The sequence below is a fragment of the Micromonospora sp. LA-10 genome, assembly GCF_051853095.1.
GTDB lineage: Bacteria > Actinomycetota > Actinomycetes > Mycobacteriales > Micromonosporaceae > Micromonospora > Micromonospora echinospora_A.
Genome location: NZ_CP195710.1, coordinates 110737 through 132721, shown reverse-complemented (window position 1 = coordinate 132721; position 21985 = coordinate 110737). Strand labels below are relative to the sequence as shown.

Below are 21985 nucleotides of genomic sequence, written 5' to 3'. Positions count from 1 at the left end.
CACCTCGGCCGGGGCGGCGCTCGTGCGCGCCGTCGGGGCTGGTCAGCGCGACTCGCGAGGTGATCGGGAGTCCCCGTCGAGCGTGGGAGAGCGCTCTCTTTGGTAACAAAACATTGACGGATCCGTAACCCGGACCTTAATGTCCCTTCCCAAGAGAGCGCTCTCACGACGATCGGCCATCACCCCCGTACCCCCGCTTTCTCCTCCGTGAAGGGGACCTCCATGACCCTCCTGCGGGACTTCTCCCCCGACCCCGTACCCGCGACGCCCGTCCCGTCCCCGACCCGGCGGCGCGGCCGGCGGGCAGCCGCCCTCGTCGCCGCGTCAGTGCTCGCCGCCGGCCTGCTGGGCGTCGTCGTCGGCGGTGGCGGCACCGCCACCGCCGGCGCCGTCGGCGCGGGCAGCTACACCGAGACGCGACCGGCCGGCGCCCTGCTGCCGAAGGGCTGCGGCGCGATCAGCACCAACCCGAGGACGTTCACCACCGCCGACGCGCCGGCCGGCGCGATCCCCACCAACGACTGGTGGTCCTCGCTGATCTGGAAGCGCAACAACTGCACGGGCAGCGAGGTCCTGCACGCGCACCCGCTGGCGTACAAGGCCGAGAACAACGGGCTCGGACTGTCCTACACGACCACGCCGGCGATCAGCGGCACCGCCACCGGCGTGGGCGAGTTCCACTACCCCTACACCGAGGACGTCCGCGTCGGGATGCCCGGCCTGGCCGCGCCGGTGGTCAAGGCCGCCGGCTGGACCGACTGGACGGTCACCGCCGACTGGAGCGACGGCAGCCGCACCATGCGCGCCACCATCGGCCACGGCCTGCCGATCGGCTACTACACGGTCAGCGGCGGCACCGCGCAGCTCACCGCCGCCGGCACGCCCACCGTCTGGCGCAACTCCGGCGCCACCATCGGCTTCACCGTCCGCGGCCACGACTACGTCGCGTACGCGCCGACCGGCGCGACCTGGACCGTCAACGGCACCGCCATCAGCTCGACGCTGGCCGGCAAGGGGTACTTCTCCGTAGCGGCGCTGCCCGGCGGCGGCGACCGGGCCGTCCTCGCCGACACCTACGCCCGCTACGCCCACGCGCACGTCACCGGCACCCGGATGAGCTACGCCTACGACTCGTCCGCCGGCACCGTCCGCACCACGTACGCGTTCACCACCACGCCCCGCGAGGGCAGCGAGACGAAGACGGTGGTCGCGCTCTACCCGCACCAGTGGCGCAGCCTCACCGGCGCCACCCCGATCAGCCAGACGTACGTCTCGGCGCGCGGCGCCATGCGGATCCTCACCGGCGTGCCGTCGTTCACCACCACGATGCGCTTCACCGGCGTGCTGCCCGAGGTACCCGCCGTCGGCGACTCCAGCGGCGCGGACCTGTCCACCGTCACCGGCTACCTGAACGCCGAGCAGGGCAACCCGGAGGGCGTCAGCGGCCCCGACACGTACTGGGCCGGCAAGGGACTCGGCCGGGCCGCCCGCATCGCCGAGATCGCCGACCAGCTCGGGCAGACCTCGGTCCGCGACGCCGCGCTGACCGCGATGAAGAACCGGCTGACCAACTGGCTCACCGCAGGCTCGGGCGAGACCGGCCAGCTGTTCTACTACGACCGCAACTGGGGCACGCTCATCGGCTACCCCGCCTCGTACGGCTCCGACGAGGACCTCAACGACCACCACTTCCACTACGGCTACTTCATCGCCGCCGCCGCCACGGTCGCCAAGTTCGACCCGGGCTGGGCCGACGACAGCCGCTACGGCGGCATGGTCGACCTGCTCATCCGCGACGCCAACAACTACGACCGTGCGGACAGCCGCTTCCCCTACCTGCGTGACTTCGACATCTATGCCGGGCACGACTGGGCCTCCGGGCTGGCGCCGTTCTTCGCCGGCAACAACCAGGAGTCCTCCTCGGAGGGGATGAACTTCGCCAACGCGCTGATCCAGTGGGGTCAGGCCACCGGCGACACCGCCGTCCGCGACGCCGGCGTCTACCTGTGGACCACCCAGTCCGCCGCCATCTCCGAGTACTGGTTCGACGTGTACGACCAGAACTTCCCGTCCGCGTTCGGGCACAAGACCGTCGGCATGGTGTGGGGCGACGGCGGGTCGTACTCCACCTGGTTCTCCGCGGCGCCGGAGATGATCCAGGGCATCAACATGCTGCCGATCACCGGTGGTCACCTCTACCTGGGCGACTTCCCCGAGTACGTCAAGGCCAACTACGCCGAGCTGGTCACCAACAAGGGCGGCCCGCCCACGGTATGGCAGGACATCATCTGGGAGTTCCTGGCCCTCGGCGACGGCGAGCAGGCGCTGCGCAACTTCCGCGCCAACAGCGGATTCACCAGCGAGGAGGGCGAGAGCAAGGCGCACACGTTCCACTGGATCCGCAACCTGGCCGCGCTCGGCACCGTGGACACCACAGTGACCGCCAACCACCCGCTGGCGAAGGTGTTCGTCAAGAACGGCGTCCGCACCTACGTGGCGTCGAACATCACCAACCGGCCGCTGACTGTCACGTTCTCCAACGGCACCACGCTCGCCGTGCCGGCCGGGAAGACCGCCACCTCCGGGGCGTACACCTGGAGCGGCGGCAACGCCACCGGCGGCGGGGCCGTGCCGACCGGCAGCCCGTCGACCTCGGGACCCAACCCCACCCCGACCACCGCGAGCCCGACGCCGACCAGCGCGAGCCCCAGCCCGAGCACGAGCAGCCCGGCGACGCTGAAGCCGGTGCGGTACCTGCGGTCCGGCGGCGGGCTCGACGGCAACGCCGGCACCAGCGGCACGGTCAACGTGGCGGCGGCCAACGGCAACCACGACGGCACGCCGACCAACCCGCAGGTGTTCACCGCAACCGGGCTGACCGGCACGTTCACCGGCGGCGCCACCGCGTTCGACCTGGCCGTCGACGCGGGCACCGCGGTCGGCAACGGCGTCCAGATCCGGGTCTCCTACGACCTGACCGGCAACGGCAGCGTCGAGCGGGTGGAGACCTACCGGTACTTCGCCACCGACCCGATCCCGGGCGCGGAGCGCTACCGGCAGGCCCAGGGCCTGCTCTCGGCCACCGGCACGCTCGGCAACCTGTCCGGCGGGACGGTACGCGTCGAGGTGTGGAACGCCATCGGCGGCGCGCCCACGATCCTCGGCGTCGGCAGCACCTCGACGGTCACGCTGCCGTACCGCTGACGGTGGTTTGTTCCGGCGCCCCGGCTCACGTCCGGGGCGCCGGTTGCCGTCCAGTGCGCGGTTCCCCTGCGGGACGCCGGTCCGTCCGGGGGTCACGGCCAGCGGGTGGCGGTGGCCTCGAACAGCTCGCCGTCGCTGGCCACCGGGATGACGCAGAGCAGGTGCCCGCCCGGCGCACGCAGCACGTGGCAGTCGAGCCAGCGGGACACCGGCGTCGCGCCCAGCCCGCACAGCCGCTCGACCTCGGCCGGCACGTCGTCGGTCTCGATGTCGAGGTGGTAGCGGGGCGCGTCGTCGACCGACTGCACGGCGGTGACCAGCCCCGGCACCACGTCGGCCAGGCCGGTGAACTCCGGTTCGGCCGGATCGGTGCGCACGTCCGCGCCGAGCGCGGCGGACCAGAACGCGGTCACCTCCCCCGCCTCGTCCTGCGGCGCGTCGATGATCAGGGCGTACAACCGTGATCGATGCATCGCCAGAGCCTAACCGCGCCGGCCGTCCGCGGCGGCCCCGGCGAGGTCAGGCGGTCACGTGGGCGCTGTCGCCGGCGGTCGCGGCGAAGGACGTGCCGCTGACCATGCGTGCCGCGTCGGAGGCGAGGAACACCACGAGCGGCGCGACGTCCTCCGGCTCCACCCACGGCACGCCCAGCGGCGTCTTCGCCCGCAGCGCCTGAATCGCGGCGTCTTCCACCTCGGCGAGGTCACCGGAGGCAGGTTTGCCCGCCTCGACCAGCGCCTGCACGTAACGGTCCCGGTGCCGGGTCAGCGCGGTGTCGACCAGCCCCGGAATCACCGCGTTCACCGTCACGCCGTGCGGCCCGAGTTCCAGCGCGGCGGACTTCATCAGCCCGATCAGCCCCCACTTCGACGCCGAGTACGCGGACCCGTTCGTGGTGCCGTGCTGCCCCTGGGTGGACGACGTGATGACGATCCGCCCGCCACCGCGCCGCACCAGCAGCGGCGCGAACACCCGCAACACGTTCGCGGCGCCGGTGAGGTTCACGTCGATCTGGTCGTGCCAGTGCCGGTCGGACATCTCCAGCAGCGGCGCGAACGCCTGGATGCCGGCGTTGGCGAACAGCACGTCCACGCCGCCGTGTTCGCGTTCGACCGCCTCGGCCACCGCGCGTACCGCCCCGATGTCGCGCTGGTCGGCCTGGTGCGCGGACCAGCGGGCGCCGGCCGCGGTCACCCGCCGGCCGGTCTCGGCCAGGTCGTCCGGTGTCGAGGGCGGGAGGTCCAGGATCGGGCTGACCGGGCCGGCGACGTCCATCCCGGCGACGTCCGCGCCCGCCTCGGCCAGCGCCACCGCAGCGGCCCGGCCGATCCCCCGCGCCGCGCCGGTGACCACAGCGACCCGTCCCGACAACATCCCGGCCGCCATCGCGTCACCCCTCCCGTGGACTCCCCCTCTCGCACCGTAAGCCCTGCCGCCCTCGGCCCGCCCGCAATCGAGACCCCGGTACGCCCGCTCAGCTCACGGCACCCTGGTCCGCTCATCACCAACACCTACTCAACCGGCACACCGCCTCCCCGAAGCAGCAGCGTCCCCCTAGCCAGAACCAGCGCCAGCCAAGATCAACATCAGTACGGGGAGGTGGTCACATCCAACCCGCCTGGACCAGACCACTCCCCCGAGCCGGTGTCGATCTTGACTGACCTGCCCACGCCCGGCCCCCACGTCACCAAGGCCGACACCACCTCGCCGAAGTGGCGGCATCCCCCGCCTGAGAACCGAGCAACCGGGCACTCGACCAGGGCCAAGGTCAACACCACTACCGGGAAGTGGCCACATCCAACCCGCCCGGACCCCACCACCTACCCGAGCTGGTGCCGAATCTCGGAGGATCCGGGCCGCTACGGCGAAGTTGCCTCGGCCAGCAGCTCCAGCAGGTGCCGGTACGGCTGCCCGGTGGCCCGCGCCAGCCCGATCTCACACGTACGGTTCACCGAGGCGTACCCGTCGAAGGAGCGCGCCGTGACGGCGGCGGCCTCGGCCCGGGTGGCCGACGCGGTCAGCTCCGGATGCAGCAGGCCCCGGTCACCGGCGAACCCGCAGCACTGCCAGCCCTCGGGGACGACCACCTCGTCGGCGACCGCGCGCGCCACGGTGAGCAGCGCGTCGTCCAGGCCGAGGCGGACCGACGAGCAGGTGGGGTGCAGCGCGAGCGAGCCGATCCGGCGGCGCACTGTCAGCCGGGGCAGCAGCGTGCCGGCGGTGTACGCGACCGCGTCGACGACGCGCACGTCTCCGGCGCCGTCGAGGAGCCGCTCGAAGCCTTCGGTGCAGGACGCGGCGTCGCTGACCACCGGCAGCGCGCCGTCGCGGCTGGCGGCGCGCAGCACCGGCGGGACGCGGTCGCGCACGGCCCGGTAGCCGTCGGTGAGTCCCTTGGACGACCAGGGGGTGCCGCAGCACAGGTCGCCGATGCCGTCGGGCACGAGCAGGCGTACGCCGGCCCGGTCGGCGAGTGTGAGCAGCGCGGCGGCCACGCCGGTGCCGCCCTGCGCCGGGGCGAACAGCGTGCCCAGGCAGGACGGTACGAACACGGCGTCGGGGTCGTCGGCCGGGTGGGGGCGGCGCGGGGTGCCACCGCGGGGCAGGTCCCGCTGCCACTGCGGCACCCGGTCGGCGCCGAGCACCCCGCGAGCGGCCCGGGTGGCGGCCTCGGGCAGCGCCGCGGGCAGCGCGCCGGCCAGGTCCAGCCCGCGTGCCATGCCCCGGGTGGTGGCGTCCCACCGGCGGGCCGCGGTCCGCCAGCCGGCCGACGTGGCCCGGCCGTGCTCCTCGGCGCGCAGCCGCTTGACCAGGTCACCGGTGTTGATCAGGACCGGGCAGGCGGTGGCGCACATGCCGTCGACGGCGCAGGTCTGCACCGCGTCGTAGTCGTAGTCGTCGGTCAGTTCCCGGACCAGCGCCTCGTCTCCGGCGGCCTGCGCGGCGGCGATCTCCCGGCGCAGCACGATGCGCTGCCGGGGCGTGGTGGTGAGGTCGCGGCTGGGGCAGACCGGCTCGCAGTAGCCGCACTCGACGCAGCGGTCCACCTCCTCCTCCACCGTCGGCACGGTCTTGAGGTGCCGCATGTGGATCTCCGGGTCGTCGCTGAGCAGCACGCCCGGGTTGAGTACGCCCTCGGGGTCGCAGAGCGTCTTCAGCTCCCGCATCACCTCGTACAGCTCGTCGCCGAACTGGCGGCGCACATAGGGGGCCATCACCCGGCCGGTGCCGTGCTCGGCCTTGAGCGTGCCGCCGTGGCCGAGCACCAGGTCGACCATCTCCTCGGTGAAGTCGGCGTAGCGCGCCGGGGCCTCGCCGCCGTCGAACCGCTCGTTGAGCATGAAGTGCAGGTTGCCGTCCTTGGCGTGGCCGAAGATGACGCTGTCGGCGTACCGGTGCCGCTCGAACAGGTCGGCCAGCGACGCGCAGGTGCCGGCGAGGGCCTCGACCGGCACGGCGATGTCCTCCAGCAGCGCCGTGGTGCCGGACGGGCGCGCGCCGGCCACCGCCGCGTACAGGCCCTTGCGGATGTGCCACAGCGCGGCCCGGGCTGCGGGCTCGCCGCTGAGCCGGGCCGGGGCGCTCAGCGGCAGGCCGGCGAGCACCTGGCCGGCGTCGGCGACCCGGTCGGCGAGCGCCTCCGGGTCGGACTCCTGCCACTCCACGAGCAGCGCGGCGTGCCCCCGCACGGCCAGGCCGCGCAGCGCGGCGTCCGCCTTCGGGTCGCGCTGGGCCACCCGCAGGGCGACGGCGTCGAGCAGCTCGACAGCCGCCGGCCCGGCCGCCACCAGCGCCGGCATGGCGGCCATCGCCGCGCCCAGCGAATCGAAGACCAGCAGGCCCGTCGCGGCGTGCCGATGCACGGGTACGGTGCGGAACGTCGCCGACGCGACGAACGCGAGCGTGCCCTCGCTGCCCACCACGAGCCGGGTGAGCAGGCCGGCCGGGTCGTCGTGGTCGAGGAACGCGTTCACGCCGTACCCCATGGTGTTCTTCATGGCGTACTGGGCGCGGATGCGGCGCACCGAGTCGCTGTTGCCGCGTACCCGGTCGCGCAGCCGCAGCAGCCCGGCGTGCAGTGCCGGTTCGGCGGCGCGCAGCCGGGCGTCGGCGTCCGGGGCGCCGGTGTCGAGCACGGTGCCGCTGGGCAGCGCGAGCACCAGTGACTCCAGCGTCCGGTACGTGTTGAACTCGGTTCCGCAGGTCATGCCGCTGGAGTTGTTGGCGACCACGCCGCCGACCGTGCACGCGGACTCGCTGGCCGGGTCGGGGCCGAGTTTGCGGCCGTACGGCGCGAGCCGCGCGTTCACCTGCCGCAGCACCACCCCCGGTTGCACCCGCACCCGCCGCCCGTCGTCGAGCACGCTCAGGGCGCGGAAGTGCCGCCGTACGTCGACGAGCAGCCGGTCGGTGACGGCCTGGCCGCTGAGGCTGGTGCCGCCGGAGCGGAACGTCAGCGGCGTGCCGGCGCGGCGGCTGTGCGCCAGCAGCGCGGCGACCTGACCGGCGTCGGACGGGGTGATCACCGCGCCGGGGTGCAGCAGATAGTGCGAGGCGTCGTGGGCCATCCGCAGCCGGTCCGCGGCCCGGGTCGCCACGCCGCTGGGCACCACCGCCTCCAGCCCGGCCCGCGCGGACGCGCTCAGCTCCGTCATGATCACCGCACCTCCCCGGCTCACAGTAGTCGCGGTTCAGCCCGCGGTGATCCGGTCCAGTACCCGCCGCTGGAACGCCCGCGCCGCCGGACCGGACGGCGGGGTGCCGCCCCGGCGGGCGGCGATCGAGGCCCGGATCAGCGCGGCGTCCGGGTCGTCGGCGGCGATCCGCAGCCCGGCGTCGACCTTGCCCAGCCAGACGCCGTCGCGGCTGCGCACCAGCGCGCGGCAGGCCCCGAGCACCGCGTCCTCCGCGCCGGGGGCCGGTTCGTCGCCGGGTGGCGTGGGCAGCGCCAGCCACCAGCGCAGCGCGTCGGCCAGCAGCGCGCGCAGCGCCTGCGGGGACGGGTCGGCGAACACGTCGGCGGCGGGCGGGCCGAGCAGCGTACGGCCGGACTGGCGCAGGATGCTGCGGTCCAGCGCGTACCAGAACCGGCCGTCGGCGGCGGGCCGGTCGGCCGGGTCGTAGGTGGCGCGGAACGGCATGGCGGCGCCGGTGTTCAGCTCGACCTCGAAGCCCGGCTCCGGGGTGCCGGAGGCGGCCACGTCGCGGCGGTAGACCACCAGTTCCAGGCCGCGCGCCGGGCAGGGCAGCGACTCGTGCCGCAACCGGTCCACGAGCAGGCACTTGTCCGGCTCCGGCAGCGGCCCGGCGACCAGCAGCGCCACGTCGACGTCGCTGCGCCCCGGCTGGTACGCGCCCAGCCCGACCGACCCGGCCGCGTACGCGCCGACGAGGTCGTCGCCGAGCACGTCCCGGGAGCGGCGGACCAGTTCGGCCAGGTAGTCGCGGATGTCGTCGCGCATGCCGGCATCCTGCCCCGGCCCGGCCGCGGTCAGTCCGGCGGGTCGGGACAGCACACGCTCAGCGCGCCCGGCACCACCTTCACCTTGAGCCGTTTCGCCTTGCCCCGGGCGCCGCCGTCCAGCTCGTACGTCTTCGGCGCGTCGAACCGCACCGTGATCCTGCGCCCCCGGGTGATCCGCACGAACGGCGACTCCTCGGAGCGCCCGGCGGCCATCCGGCCCAGCGTGCGCGCCCAGTCCACGGCGCCGCTGGCGGTGGACACGCCGACCTCCAGCGCCCCGTCGTCGGGGCGGGCGTCGTCGAAGGCCGGGATGCCGCCGGTGATGGTGCCGACGTTGCCGAACAGCACGCAGCTCGCCTGGTCGTCGAACCAGTCCGCGCCGTCAACCCGGATCCGGGTCCGTACGCACTCGCCGCGCACGTGCCGCAGCCCGGTCCAGACGTACGCGATCCGGCCGAACCGGCCCTTGAGCTGGCGGTCGGCGTCCCGGATCAGGTCGCCGTCGAACCCGGCGCCGGCCATCACCGCGAAGTGCTCCCCGTTGATCCGGCCGAGGTCCAGCTCGCGGCGTCGGCCGTGCAGCGCGATGCGTACCGCCTCGGGCAGGTCGACCGGGATGCCGAGGTTGACCGCGAAGAGGTTGGCGGTGCCGGCCGGCAGGATGCCCATCGGCACGCCGCTTCCGGCCAGCGCGTCGGCGCACCGCTGCACCATGCCGTCGCCGCCCCACACCAGCACCAGCTCGGCGCCGGAGTCCAGCGCCGCACGGACCCGCTTGGGCGCTTTGCGGCTCTTCGGCACCTCGTACCAGAGAAGCCGCCCGACGCCGGCGCCGACGAGCCGCGAACGCAGCTCGTCGAGGCCGCCCCCGAACGTCTTCTTCCGATGGGCGACGACAGCGACCACCCCGGACGGAGGTACGGCGGGGGCGGTGTCCGGGCGTTCGGCAGTGCTCGTCTCCATGGCCCCGGTGGTACCCGGAGGGCGCGCGTCCCACGCCTGCGCCGGGCGCGACGCGCCCGGAACGCGACGCGCCGAACCGGTCGGCGTCGTACTGTGCCCGGACGGCCACTTTCGGTACAGTGCGGGCGATGATCCGCGCCGCCGGGCGCGGATCCGGAGGGTGTGCGATGACGCGACGGACCGGGTGGGTGGCGCACTACACGCTGCGCCTCGGTCTGCTGCTCGGCGGCGTGGCCGCCGTCTGGGGCGCGCACGAGGTCGCGGCCGGCTCGGCCGCCCACGCCGCCGACCGCCCGCCGCTCACTGCCGCCGTGGAGACGCTCACCCACACGCTCGGCACGGTTCTCGGCCTGCCGACGTCCGGGTCCGACGGCGTCGAGCCCGCGCCCGCCGCAGCGCCGGCATCCGGCACGACAGCTCCCGCCTCCGACACCACCGTGCCCGCGCGGGCCGCTGACGCGCCCGCGTCCGGCACGGCCGCATCCGGTACGGCCTCCCCGGGCAAGGCCGTGGCGACGGCCCCGGCTGCCGCGACGCCGGTCACCGGCCGGGTCGTCGAGGCGGTGGTGACGCCGGTCCGCGCCCACGTGCTGACGCCGGTCACCGAGGGCCTGCGCCCGGCCACCGATCCGGTACGCGAGCACCTGCTCACGCCGGTCACGGAGGTCCTGCGCCCGCTCACCGGCCCGGTCACGACGGACGTGCTCGAACCGGTCGCGGACGTGCTGTCCCCGGTGGTGGAGCCGCTGAGCCCGATCCTCGGTCCGGTCTGGCGGGGCCTGGAACCGGTGGTCGCGCCGCTGGACCCGGTGCTCGACCCGCTCAGCCCGGTGACCGATCTGCTCGACCCGCCGGCGCCGCCGCTGCCCGGTCCGGTCGATCCGACCGACCCGACCGACCCGGCCGGTCCCGCTGACCCGGCCGAACCGGCCGAACCGGCTGCGCCGGCCGTCCCCGCTGGGCCCGCCGCACCGGCCCCGACGGCGGCGCCCGCCCGCGTGAGCGTCAGCGTTCCGGTCGCCTTCGACCCGCAGGCGCGGGCCTTCGCCGTCGGACCGCTGGGGGCCGCCGTCCGTACCGGCACGCCGGCCGTCCGCACGGCGGCCGACTTCGCGCCGACACCCGTCGCGCCGCAGCCGTTCGACGGCGCGAGCCACGCCGGCGGCTCGGTGCACAGCGAGGCAGCCGACGCGGACGCGTGCCGCTGGGGGCTGCCGACGCTCGCCCACCAGTACGGGCGCCCGGCGCACGAACGCCTGCCGGCCTCCCGTACGTCGCGGCCCGGCACCAGACCCGCCTGAGCGGGCTTCACAGGCACCACCTTCGATCCGGAGCACGGGCGTGTCCCGCCCGACTGCCGCGTTCGCGCGGCGGCGCCGCCGTCCGGCGCCCGCAACCGACCTGATCAGACCTGTGAAACAGGAGTTCGTTCATGAGCACTGCCCTGCCCGTCGCGCGCGCCCGGTGGTGCGACATCGGCCGCATCGCCGATCTCGTCGCCGAGGCCCTGATGCCCACTGCCCTGGCCGGCTGGCTCGTTCCCGACGCGCCGCGCCGCCTGCCGGTCCTCGCCGCCGTGGCGCGGATCTGGACCGAGCACGCGCTTCTCTTCGGTGACGCGTTCCTGCTGCCCGACGGCAGCGCCGCCACCGTGTGGTTCCACCGCTACCGGCCGATCCCGGCGCCCCACCGGTACGCCGATCGTCTCGCCGCCGCCGCCGGCCCGCACGAGGAGCGGTTCCGCCGCCTCGGTGAGGCGCTGACCGCCCGGCGTCCGGTCGAGCCGCACAACCACCTGGCGCTGCTCGCCGCTCCCCGGGGCGGAGCGGCGGAGGCGGTCACCGGGGCGCAACGCCGGATGGACACGCTGAGCCTGCCCACCTACGCGCACCCGTGCGCCGGGGAGCAGGAGGACCTGCTGCGGCGGATCGGCTACAGCGCACAGGAGACCTTCGCGGCCCCGGACGGCACCGAGCTGCGGGCGCTGTGGCGGTCGACGCCGTTCCGCGCGGGCGGCGGCAACGACCGCTGGCCGGTACGCCACCGCGGCCCCGGCCGCGCGGACCGCGACGGCCGGACCGCCCGCTGGGCGGCCCGCTGACCGGTTGACCCGGGCCGGGGCGGCCGCCCAGCCGCCCCGGCTCCGGCTCGCCGAATGCCGGTCACCGGCAGGAGTCGCGGGCCGCGGACTCCGGTTCCCGCCACACCGGCCGACGTCGTCGGCCGGTGCCGTCGCCGCACCTCGGTTAGCCTGCGAGCCGGGCACGACTTCGCCGAGCAGCCGGAGGTAACGGTGCGAGGAACGGGAGAGACCCGGGGACCGGCCGACGCCACCGCCGCGAGCCCGAAGCGCAAGCGGCGGCGCCTGCCGGTCATCCTCGCGGTCTGCGTCCTGCTGGCCGGGTGCGGGCTGGTCGCGGGCGGCTACTACTTCGACAGCGTGCCCACACCCAGCGACCTGAAGCTGCCCGAGTCGACAACCGTCTACTACGCCGACGGGCGCACGCCCATGGCGAAGCTGGGCGCGCAGAACCGCACCATCGTGCCGTACGACCAGATGAACGACTCGGCCAAGCAGGCGATCGTGGCGGCCGAGGACCGGACCTTCTGGACCAACCGCGGCATCGACTTCAAGGGCGTGCTGCGCGCCGCCTGGGCCAACGTGAGCGGCGGCCAGCGGCAGGGCGCGTCCACGCTCACCCAGCAGTACGCGCGCATCGCCGCCGACCTGCGCGGGGTCACCTACTCCCGCAAGCTGCGCGAGGCGGTGATCGCCTGGAAGCTCGACGACGCGTACTCCAAGGAGGAGATCCTCGGCTTCTACCTGAACACCGTGCCGTTCGGCCGGGGCGCGTACGGGATCGAGGCGGCCGCGCAGACGTACTTCGGCAAGACGGTACGCCGCGACGCGCCACCCGAGCGGCAGCTCACCCAGGCCGAGGCGATGGTGCTCTGCGCCATGGTGAAGCAGCCGGAGGCGGATCCGGCCGACCCCGAGGGCACACCCGGCTACGATCCGCGCCGCAACGCGCTGGCCAGGCAGAACTCGATCGACCGCTGGAACTACATCCGCGACGGCATGGTCAAGCTCGGCTACCTGACGTCGCAGCAGGCGGCGGACCTCGCGTACCCGGACACGGTCCGGCCGATCGACAAGGACGCGGGCCGGTCCGACCTGGACCGGCCGACCGGCCTGGTGGTCAACCACGTGCTGGCCGAGCTGCGCGGAACCGAGCCGTTCCGGGGCAAGCCGGACGAGGTGATCCGCGACGGCGGCTACCGCATCGTCACCACCATCGACAAGCGCGTGCAGGACGCGGCCGAGGCGGCGGCGGACATCCGCCGGGACACCGCACCGCGGGCGGTGCGCGGGCAGCCGCGGAACTGGCAGGCGGCGCTGGTGGCGGTGGAGCCGGGCACCGGCCGGGTGCTCGGCTACTACGGCGGCGACAAGGGCTCGGGCGCGGACTACGCGGGCTGGTACTCCGACGAGGACGGCCAGGCCCGCGGCTTCGGCCAGCATCCGCCGGGGTCGTCGTTCAAGGTGTACGACCTGGCCGCCGCCGTGCGCGACGGGATCTCGGTGAAGGAGCGGTTCGACTCGCCGGACACCAAGGAGTTCCCCGCCTCGGGGCGCACGAAGGGCAGCGCGGCCGGGCCGATCCGCAACGCCGAACGGGCGTCCTGCCAGCCGGACTGCGCGCTCTGGGAGGCCACCGTCGCCTCGCTCAACGTCACCTACTTCGAGCTGACCGAGCGGCTCGGCACCGACAAGGTGATCGAGATGGCCCGGCAGGCGGGCGTGGAGTCGATGTGGGAGACGGTCCGGGGCAACCCCCGGCCGCAGCGCGTCGACCTGCGCAGCGACCCCGCCGACGAGGTGGCGAAGCGGTTCTCCACCGAGGTCGGCATCGGACAGTACGGGATCACCGTGCAGGACCACGCGAACGGGATGGCCACGTTCGCGGCCGGCGGCAAGCGCGCCGACGCGCACTTCGTCCGGTCGGTGAGCAAGGACGACGAGGAGGTGTGGACCGAGCAGCTGCGCACCACCGACCTGGGGCTGGACCGGGAGGCGATCGACCAGCTGGACTGGACGCTGCGCCGGGTCCGGGCGGCCAAGCTGGACAACGGCTGGGATTCCGCCGGCAAGACCGGCACCTGGCAGGCCGGGCAGAGCACCACCCAGAACGTGCACACCTGGATGGTGGGCTGGACCGGCGCGCTGGCCTCGGCGGTGTGGCTGGGCACCACCGACGGCAAACCGCTGCGGACGAGCGGCGGCAGCTACGAGGTGTACGGCTCCACCGGCGCCGCGCCGATCTGGCGGCAGTTCATGACCAAGGCCACCGAGGCGATGAAGCTCGACCCGGGCAAGTACCGCTTCGGTGAGCCGAAGTTCCCCGGCGACACCCCGGAGCCAACCGCGTCGGCGCCGCCGCCGGCCACCGCCGCGCCCACGCCGTCCGGCTCCCCGAGCCCGAGCCCGACCCCGTCGAGCCCCAGCCCGAGCCCGGAGCCGACCGGGCGGCCGACGTCGCGGCCCACGCTGACGCCCTCGCTGCCGCCGCCGCCCACCGTCGCGCCGACGCGGACCCGCGGCCCACGCTGACGAGGCCGGGCGCCCGGCCTCGGTGGACGGCGGCCCCGCGCGGCGTGGCGGCTCGGGCGGCGTGGCGGCTCTGGCGGTGGCGGCCTCGCGCCTATGTGCGCCATTCGCGCACATAGGCAACGCCCGCAATTTGCACGGGACGCCATCCATGGCTGGCGATGTTCGCCCTGATCAGGCCCTATTGAAGATCATGGTTGCCTGAGACGACGCGCGCGGCGACGCGCCCGACTGTCAGTCGTTGCCCAGGTCACCCATTGCTCCCGGCTCCTACGACGTGTGATTGTGCACCAGCGAGCCGCCGACCCCCGGCGACTCGCGACGGTCGATCTGTCGACCCGGAGCCACGCCGGCAGCTCCGGTGACCGGCCGTCACCCTGCCTCCCACCACCGCGCCGCCCGTCCCCACCGGGCTCCGTGCGGCGCGCCTGTAGAACAGGAGCAAACCCCCGTGAAACTCTCACCTCGCCTCGCCGCGCTCACCGGCGCGGCTGCGGCCGGCGTGATCGCCGCCGGCACCGCCGCAGCCGTGCAGGCCGCGCCACCCGGGCCCGCCGCCCCCAATCCGGCCCAGGCCCGAGCGGCCGCCGCCGACTCGACCCGCGCCCTGGTCGCGAACCGCCCCGCCTACCTCCAGGCCGGCGCCGACGACGCGTTCGTCCAGAAGCCCGTCATCTCCTCCGAGGGCACCCAGTACGTGCCGTACGAGCGCACCTACAAGGGCCTGCCCGTCATCGGCGGCGACTTCGTGCTCGCCACCGACTCGGCCGGCAACCTCAAGTACGCCTCGGTGGCGCAGCAGCGGCCGATCGGCGCTCTCGCCACCACGCCCGCGCTGACCCCGGCCGCCGCCGCGACCACGGCGCGCGCCCAGCTCAAGACGGTCAGCGCCGTCGAGGGCACCACGCTCGTGGTCTACACGCTCGGCGCCGCACCGGCGCTGGCCTGGGAGACCACGGTACGCGGCACCAGCGCGGACGGCCCCAGCCGGCTCACCGTCGACGTCGACGCCCGTACCGGCGCGGTCCTGCGCAAGCAGGAGCACGTGGTACGCGGCACCGGCACCGGCGCCTGGAACGGGCCCAGCCCGCTCACGCTCAACACCACCCAGTCGGGCTCCACGTACACCATGAAGGACCCGACCGTCACCAACCTGAGCTGCCAGGACTCGGCGAACAACACCACGTTCAGCGGATCCGACGACGTGTGGGGCAACGGCACCGCCACGAACAAGGAGACCGGCTGCGTGGACGCGCTGTTCTCCGCGCAGACCGAGCACAAGATGCTCGCCCAGTGGCTGGGCCGCAACGGCGCCAACGGCAACGGCGGCTACTGGCCGATCCGGGTGGGCCTCAACGACCAGAACGCCTACTACGACGGCAGCCAGGTGCAGATCGGCAAGAACACCGCCGGCCAGTGGATCGGCTCGCTGGACGTGGTGGCGCACGAGATCGGCCACGGCATCGACGACAACACCCCCGGCGGCATCTCCGGCGGCGGCACGCAGGAGTTCGTCGCGGACACGTTCGGCGCGGCCACCGAGTGGTTCGCCAACGAGCCGTCCAGCTACGACGCGCCGGACTTCCTGGTCGGCGAGAAGATCAACCTGGTCGGCTCCGGCCCGATCCGCAACATGTACAACCCGTCGGCGCTCGGCGACCCGAACTGCTACTCCAGCAGCATCCCGTCGACCGAGGTGCACGCCGCGGCCGGCCCCGGCAACCACTGGTTCTACCTGCTCGCGAACGGCAGCAGCCCGACCAACGGGCAGCCGTCCAGCTCGACCTGCAACAGCAGCAGCGTGGCCGGTCTGGGCATCCAGAAGGCCATCAAGATCATGTACAACGCCATGCTGCTGAAGACCTCGTCCTCGTCCTACCTGAAGTACCGCGTCTGGACGTTGCAGGCGGCGAAGAACCTCTACCCGAGCAGCTGCACCGAGTTCAACGCGGTCAAGGCGGCCTGGGCGGCGGTCAGCGTACCGGCCCAGTCGGGTGAGCCGACCTGCGCCGGCGGCACGCCGACGCCCACGCCGACCGCCACCACCACCCCGCCGTCGGGCGGCTGCTCCGGCAACAAGCTCGCCAACCCCGGCTTCGAGTCGGGCAACGTGAGCTGGACCGCCTCGTCCGGCGTCATCACCACCGACAGCGGCCAGGCGGCGCACGGCGGCTCGTACAAGGCGTGGCTGGACGGGTACGGCTCGTCGCACACCGACACGTTGAGCCAGTCGGTGACGATCCCGGCCGGCTGCCGGGCGACACTGAGCTTCTGGCTGCACATCGACAGCGCGGAGTCGACCACCAGCACCGCGTACGACAAGCTCACCGTCAAGGCCGGCAGCACCACGCTGGCCACCTACTCCAACCTGAACAAGGCCACCGGTTACGTGCAGCGGTCCTTCGACGTCTCGTCGCTCGCAGGCACCACGGCGACCATCTCGTTCAGCGGCGTGGAGGACAGCTCTCTGCAGACGTCCTTCGTCGTCGACGACACCGCGGTCACCCTGAGCTGACCGTGGCGTAGCGCGGCCGGTCGTCGTCCTCCCGGCGGCCGGCCGCCTCGTCGTCTCAGCCGCCTCGTCGTGTCAGGCCGCCTCGTCGTCTCCGGCCGGAGCCGCGTGCCGGGGCGGCGCCTCGTCGTGCCGGGGCGGTGCCGGGGCGATGCCGCGTCACGCGCGTGGCCGGCGCCGCGTCGTGCCGGGGCGTGGGCCGTCGGGTCAGACCGCGCGCCCGGCCTGGGACGAGGTGCCGCGGTCGCGGTGGATCCGGGCGGCCGCCTCGTGCATCGCGCGGCCGAACAGCTCGGCCTGGTCGCCCATGCTGCCGAGTCGGGCGGCGAGCGCGTCGGCGTCGGCCCGCGCCGACGCGCTGACCTGGGCGTCCAGCTCGGACAGCGCGGCGTTGGCGGCGGCGACGAGGTGTCCGCCGAGGACGTCGAGGGGCTCGTCGGCCAGCTCCGGGTCGATCGTCACGGAATCCAGCCGACCACCCTGGACGGCGACCGCGCGGACCCGCCCACCGGCGGCCGTGCCCTCGGCGCGCAGCAGGTCGGCCGGTTCGCCGTCGGCGTGCGCCGAGGCCCGGGAACGCATCGCGGTGAGCGCCTGCTGCGTGCGGGTCAGCAGCTCGTCGAGGCTCGCGGCCGCCGAGAACGGGTCGTTGGTCATATCCGCGCTTTCTTCACGTCTTAGCCGAGCACCGGTGACCCTAGCAACCGGCTCCGACGAATCGCGATCACCGGCCGTCGCGGGCCGTGTCCCGGCGCCGGGAGCAGGCCGGACACCGGCCACACGGCGTGTCGCGGACAGCCGGACGCCCGGCCGGGGCGAACCGGCCGGGCGTCCGGATCAGGTCAGCGCAGACGCAGCCGCTGACCGGGGAAGATCAGGCCGGGGTCGTCGCCGACCACTGCCCGGTTGCGCTCGTGCAGGGCACGCCAGCCGCCGTCGACGCGCTGCGCCACGGCGATCTCCGACAGCGTGTCCCCGCGCCGGACCACGTACGTCCCGACATTGGACGACGGCCGCGGCGCCGCCTTCGTCGCGGCCCGCTCCGGCGCGGCGGTCCGCTTCGGGGTTGCCTTCGTCGAGGTGGTCCTCTTCGGGGCCGTCTTCTTCGGGGTGGCCCGCTCGGACCGGGTCGCGGCGGCGCTCGCCGAGCCGCCCTTCTTGCCGCAGACCGGCCACGCGCCGATGCCCTGCCCGCGCAGCACCTTCTCCGCGACGGCGATCTGCTCGGACTTGCTGGCCAGGTCGGCGCGGGCGGCGTACTTCTGCCCGCCGTAGCCGTTCCAGGTGGCGCGGGAGAACTGGAGCCCGCCGTAGTACCCGTTGCCGGTGTTGATTTTCCAGTTGCCGCCGGACTCGCAGCGCGCGACCGCGTCCCAGTTGACGCCGGCGCTGGCCGGAGCGGCCGGGCCGAACAGGGTCGCGGCGCCGACGGCGGCGCCGGCCAGGACCGCTCCGAGAGCGGTACGGCGGCCTCGGGCTGAGTATTCAGTTGCCATGTGGATTCCTCCACGCCGACGAGGTGAGCTGTCGGGTTCGGGCCGAGGAGCCCGGCCGCCGGTGGCGGCTTCACCCCGAGGTGACGATGCACCGTGGAACGTGTGGTTCCCCCGCTCCCGCACGACGTCCGGTAACCGCGGCCGGCGGCGGGATTAGGCGTTTCCGGCCTGCGGTGTCCACGAATGCGAACGGAACCGACGCTAGGGACGGTTTGCGACGATCGTCCACTTCTTGTGACCCTGTTCACCCGGCCGGGCTACCACCGGTGGAGCTACGGTGGCAGGGCTGAGCAAGATCACGGGAGGCGTGACGGATGACCGATAACGGACACGAGCTGACCTTCGGCGGCTTCATCACCCCCGCCGCCGGGCAGCCCGACCAGGTGGTGGCGCTGGCCACGCTCTGCGAACAGGTGGGGCTGGACCTGGTCACGTTCCAGGACCATCCGTACCAGCCGGGCTTCCTGGACACCTGGACGCTGATGTCCTACGTGGCCGCCGCCACCGAGCGCATCCGCCTGGCCGGCAACGTGCTCAACCTGCCGCTGCGCCAGCCGGTGGTGCTGGCCCGCAGCGTGGCCAGCCTGGACCTGCTCACCGGCGGCCGGGTCGAGCTGGGACTCGGCGCGGGCGCGTTCTGGGACGCGATCGAGGCCACGGGCGGACGGCGTCTGTCCCCCGGCGCGGCGGTCGATGCCCTGGACGAGGCGATCCGGGTGATCCGCGAGGTCTGGGACACCGACCGGCGCGGCATGATCCGCGTCGACGGCGAGCACTACCGCGTGGTCGGCGCCAAGCGCGGTCCGGCGCCCGCGCATCAGGTGGGCATCTGGGTCGGCGCGTACAAGCCGCGCATGCTGCGCCTGGTCGGCCGCGCCGCGGACGGCTGGCTGCCCTCCCTGTCCTACCTGCCCAAGGGGCCGGACGAGCTGCCCGCCCTGAACGCGCTCGTCGACGAGGGCGCGCAGGCCGCCGGGCGCGACCCGGCCGAGATCCGCCGCATGCTCAACGTCAACGGCACGTTCGCCCGCTCGTCGGCCGGATTCCTGACCGGTCCGCCGGAGCAGTGGGTGGAGGAGCTGGCCGGGCTCACGCTGGAGCACGGCGTCACCACGTTCATCCTCGGCAGCGACGAGCCGCGCGCGATCCAGATCTTCGCCCAGGAGGTCGCGCCCGCGGTGCGGGAGCTGGTCGCCGCCGAGCGCACCGCGCCGGGCAGCGGCGCCCGCGCGGTCGCCGACGAGACGGCCGCCACCGGCGGCCCGGCCACGCTGGCGGTCACCCCCACCCCCGACCCGGGGGTACGCCTGAGCGCGCGCCGCCCCTGGGACGAGTCGACCCGGCCGACCGCCCCGCCGCCACCGGCCGGACAGGTCTACCCGCCCCGGGGACAGGCCGCCGGGCAGCACCTGGTGGACGTGCACGACCATCTGCGCCAGGAGCTGGCCCAGGTGCGCGACCTGCTGGAACAGGTCAAGCGAGGCACCGTCTCGCCGGGCCGGGCGCGGGCCGCGCTGAACGAGATGACCATGCGGCAGAACAACTGGACGCTCGGGGCGTACTGCGCGGCGTACTGCACCATGGTCACCCAGCACCACGGGCTGGAGGACGCCTCGGTCTTCCCGCACCTACGCCGCTCCGAGGCAGGGCTGGCAGCGGTGCTGGACCGCCTCGAGGAGGAGCACGTGGTGATCCACGGCGTGGTGGAAAGCGTCGACCGGGCGCTCGTGGAGCTGGTCCGGCGGCCCGGCGACCTCACCGAACTCCAGGAGGCGGTGGACCTGCTCACCGACACGCTGCTGTCGCACCTGTCGTACGAGGAGCACCAGATCGTCGAGCCGCTGGCCCGGCACGGGTTCTTCCCCGGCCAGCTGTGAGGTAGCTGACTTTTGCTTTCCTAAGTCAGGGGCGTACCGTCGACGCCATGACGGACCTCCTTGCGCAGCGTGACTCCTGGTCCACCGCCAACTGCTCCATCGCCCGGGCGCTGGAAGTGGTCGGCAACCGCACCACGCTGCTCCTGCTGCGCGAGGCGTCGTTCGGCACCCGCCGCTTCGACGACTTCGCCCGGCGGGTCGGCGTCAGCGAGCCCGTCGCCGCCACCCGGCTCAAGCAGCTCGTCGCCGACGGGCTACTCGACCGGCGCCCCTACCGCGAGCCCGGGCAACGCACCCGCGACGAGTACGTGCTCACCGCCAAGGGAAGCGACCTGATCCCGGTGCTCGTCGCGCTGCGCCAGTGGGGCGACACGTACGCCGCCGACGAGGCCGGCCCGGCCGTCCGGGTGGCCCACGACGAGTGCGGCGCCGCCGTGCACGCCCGGCTGCGCTGCGACGCCGGGCACGACGTACCGCCGAGTGAGCTGGCCGTGCTGCCCGGTCCGGGCCTGCTGTCCGCCTGACCTCCCTTCCTCACCACCTCTCGGAGCGAGACATGAAGATCGCTGGAAGCACCGCCCTGGTCACCGGCGCCAACCGCGGCTTCGGCCGGCATCTGGCCGCCGAACTCGTCGCGCGCGGCGCCACCGTCTGGGCCGGCGCGCGCAACCCGGACACCGTGGACCTGCCCGGCGTCACCCCGGTACGCCTCGACGTCACCGATCCCGCCTCGGTGGCCGCCGCCGCCGAGCGGGCCGGTGACGTGACGCTGCTGGTCAACAACGCGGGCGTGAGCACCGGCGTCGACCTGCTCGACGGCGACCTCGCGCAGATCCGGCTGGAGCTGGAGACGCACTACCTCGGCACGCTGTCGGTGGTCCGCGCGTTCGCGCCCCGGATCGCCGCGAACGGCGGCGGGACGATCCTGAACGTGCTGTCCGCGCTGTCCTGGTTCACGTTCCCTGGCGTCGGCGCGTACGGCGCGGCCAAGGCCGCCGAGTGGTCGATGACGAACGCCCTGCGCCTGGAGCTGGCCGGCCGGGGTGTCCGCGTCGCGGGCCTGCACGTGGGCTACATGGACACCGAGATGGCCGCCGCCGTACCCGGCCCGAAGGCCGACCCGGCGGAGGTCGCTGGGCTCGCTGTCGACGGCATCGAGTCCGACAGCTACGAGATCCTGGCCGACGACGTGGCCCGCCGCGTCCAGGCCGGACTGTCCGGCGGAGTGGGCGCGCTCTACCCCGCGCTCCCCTGAGCGACCCGTTTCGCCGAGGTGGCGCCGTCACCTCGGCGAGCTGGGTGTCGATCAACCTGCTGCCACAACAACCGCCGGCCACTGTCGAGGTTGGTCAGCGAAACTCCGGCCCGGGTCTCGTCGGCTGCGGAGCCTGACAAGAGGCCATCACCACAGCCAACACGGTTGGGCGGTTGCGGGCAGCGGCGCGGATGGACGCCAGGCCGCCCGCCTCACCGACCTCCGCCAGGTCCACCCCGACCCACCCATCCACCCGGACCGCCCTGCCGACCTGGGCCTGCAAAGCCCATCCGCAACCCCGGCGCGCTCCCCATCGAGTTCTGGCCCTCTATGTGAGAACGATCTTCCTCAGTGTGGGACATGTCAGCGTGATCCACTCCAGCTCGCCGAGGTGGCGGGTCAGAGCCTTTCGGATCCGCCACCTCGGCGCAATGGTGTCGATCAAGCAGCCGCCACGGCAACCGCCCACGCATAGCCGATAAGCAACCTCCGGCGAGAGACCGACGTCAGCCGGCGCCCGCCCAGTGGCGCTCCGCCAGATCCACTCCGACCCACACCGATCCACCCGGCCCGCCCTCTCACCCCGCCCCTCCCGGCGCGGCCGG

Annotated in this window: 15 protein-coding genes and 1 riboswitch; of the genes, 8 read left to right on the top strand and 7 right to left on the bottom strand. The window is 73.9% G+C overall.

Annotation, left to right across the window (positions count from 1 at the left end; all coding sequences use genetic code 11):
• The first annotated feature begins 222 nt into the window (after positions 1 to 222).
• Positions 223 to 3204, top strand: a complete 2982-nt coding sequence (locus ACSDG8_RS00565) for a glycosyl hydrolase (protein ID WP_439427508.1) — start codon at positions 223 to 225, stop codon at positions 3202 to 3204.
• 92 nt (positions 3205 to 3296) lie between these two features.
• Here the strand turns inward: ACSDG8_RS00565 and ACSDG8_RS00560 are convergent, their stop codons facing one another.
• The 5 genes from ACSDG8_RS00560 to ACSDG8_RS00540 form a co-directional block, all read right to left on the bottom strand.
• Positions 3297 to 3677, bottom strand: coding sequence for a VOC family protein (locus tag ACSDG8_RS00560; protein ID WP_210894581.1), 381 nt, complete (start codon positions 3675 to 3677; stop codon positions 3297 to 3299).
• A 46-nt stretch (positions 3678 to 3723) separates the two neighbouring features.
• Positions 3724 to 4590, bottom strand: a complete 867-nt coding sequence (locus ACSDG8_RS00555; protein ID WP_439427507.1) for an SDR family NAD(P)-dependent oxidoreductase — start codon at positions 4588 to 4590, stop codon at positions 3724 to 3726.
• Positions 4591 to 5063: 473 nt separating this feature from the next.
• Positions 5064 to 7859, bottom strand: coding sequence for an FAD-binding and (Fe-S)-binding domain-containing protein (locus tag ACSDG8_RS00550; protein ID WP_439427506.1), 2796 nt, complete (start codon positions 7857 to 7859; stop codon positions 5064 to 5066).
• Between the two features lie 36 nt (positions 7860 to 7895).
• Complete coding sequence (locus ACSDG8_RS00545) at positions 7896 to 8666, bottom strand: nucleotidyltransferase domain-containing protein (protein WP_210894587.1); 771 nt, start codon at positions 8664 to 8666, stop codon at positions 7896 to 7898.
• A gap of 29 nt (positions 8667 to 8695) precedes the next feature.
• A complete protein-coding gene (locus ACSDG8_RS00540) occupies positions 8696 to 9631 on the bottom strand; it encodes a diacylglycerol/lipid kinase family protein (RefSeq protein WP_210894589.1) in 936 nt (311 codons plus the stop codon).
• A 167-nt stretch (positions 9632 to 9798) separates the two neighbouring features.
• Between ACSDG8_RS00540 and ACSDG8_RS00535 the strand changes: the two genes are divergently transcribed.
• The 4 genes from ACSDG8_RS00535 to ACSDG8_RS00520 all read left to right on the top strand — a co-directional run bounded on the left by ACSDG8_RS00535 (position 9799) and on the right by ACSDG8_RS00520 (position 16755).
• A complete protein-coding gene (locus ACSDG8_RS00535; RefSeq protein WP_439427505.1) occupies positions 9799 to 10932 on the top strand; it encodes a hypothetical protein in 1134 nt (377 codons plus the stop codon).
• 131 nt (positions 10933 to 11063) lie between these two features.
• Complete coding sequence (locus ACSDG8_RS00530) at positions 11064 to 11732, top strand: hypothetical protein (RefSeq protein ID WP_210942932.1); 669 nt, start codon at positions 11064 to 11066, stop codon at positions 11730 to 11732.
• Between the two features lie 192 nt (positions 11733 to 11924).
• Positions 11925 to 14243 (top strand): transglycosylase domain-containing protein, encoded by a 2319-nt coding sequence (locus ACSDG8_RS00525; protein WP_439427504.1) that lies wholly within the window; start codon positions 11925 to 11927, stop codon positions 14241 to 14243.
• Positions 14244 to 14691: 448 nt separating this feature from the next.
• On the top strand, positions 14692 to 16755 hold the full coding sequence (locus ACSDG8_RS00520; protein WP_210942934.1) for a M4 family metallopeptidase: 2064 nt from the start codon (positions 14692 to 14694) through the stop codon (positions 16753 to 16755).
• A gap of 204 nt (positions 16756 to 16959) precedes the next feature.
• On the opposite strand, the gene ACSDG8_RS00515 is transcribed toward ACSDG8_RS00520, so the two are convergent.
• Positions 16960 to 17409, bottom strand: coding sequence for a YbaB/EbfC family nucleoid-associated protein (locus ACSDG8_RS00515; RefSeq protein WP_210894597.1), 450 nt, complete (start codon positions 17407 to 17409; stop codon positions 16960 to 16962).
• 185 nt (positions 17410 to 17594) lie between these two features.
• A complete protein-coding gene (locus tag ACSDG8_RS00510; protein WP_210894600.1) occupies positions 17595 to 18248 on the bottom strand; it encodes a transglycosylase family protein in 654 nt (217 codons plus the stop codon).
• A riboswitch (cyclic di-AMP (ydaO/yuaA leader) is annotated at positions 18247 to 18418 on the bottom strand. (Overlaps the previous gene by 2 nt.)
• Positions 18419 to 18562: 144 nt before the next feature.
• Between ACSDG8_RS00510 and ACSDG8_RS00505 the strand changes: the two genes are divergently transcribed.
• The 3 genes from ACSDG8_RS00505 to ACSDG8_RS00495 are packed head-to-tail and all read left to right on the top strand — an operon-like array spanning position 18563 to position 21380.
• Positions 18563 to 20125 carry an LLM class flavin-dependent oxidoreductase gene (locus tag ACSDG8_RS00505; RefSeq protein ID WP_210894602.1) on the top strand — a complete coding sequence of 521 codons (1563 nt, stop codon included), beginning with the start codon at positions 18563 to 18565 and terminating at the stop codon, positions 20123 to 20125.
• Between the two features lie 47 nt (positions 20126 to 20172).
• Entirely contained in the window at positions 20173 to 20649 is a 477-nt protein-coding gene (locus tag ACSDG8_RS00500; protein WP_210894605.1) for a winged helix-turn-helix transcriptional regulator, read from the top strand.
• A 32-nt stretch (positions 20650 to 20681) separates the two neighbouring features.
• The gene (locus ACSDG8_RS00495) at positions 20682 to 21380 is read left to right on the top strand and encodes an SDR family oxidoreductase (RefSeq protein WP_210894607.1); all 699 of its coding nucleotides are present in this window, start codon (positions 20682 to 20684) and stop codon (positions 21378 to 21380) included.
• Positions 21381 to 21985: the final 605 nt, after the last annotated feature.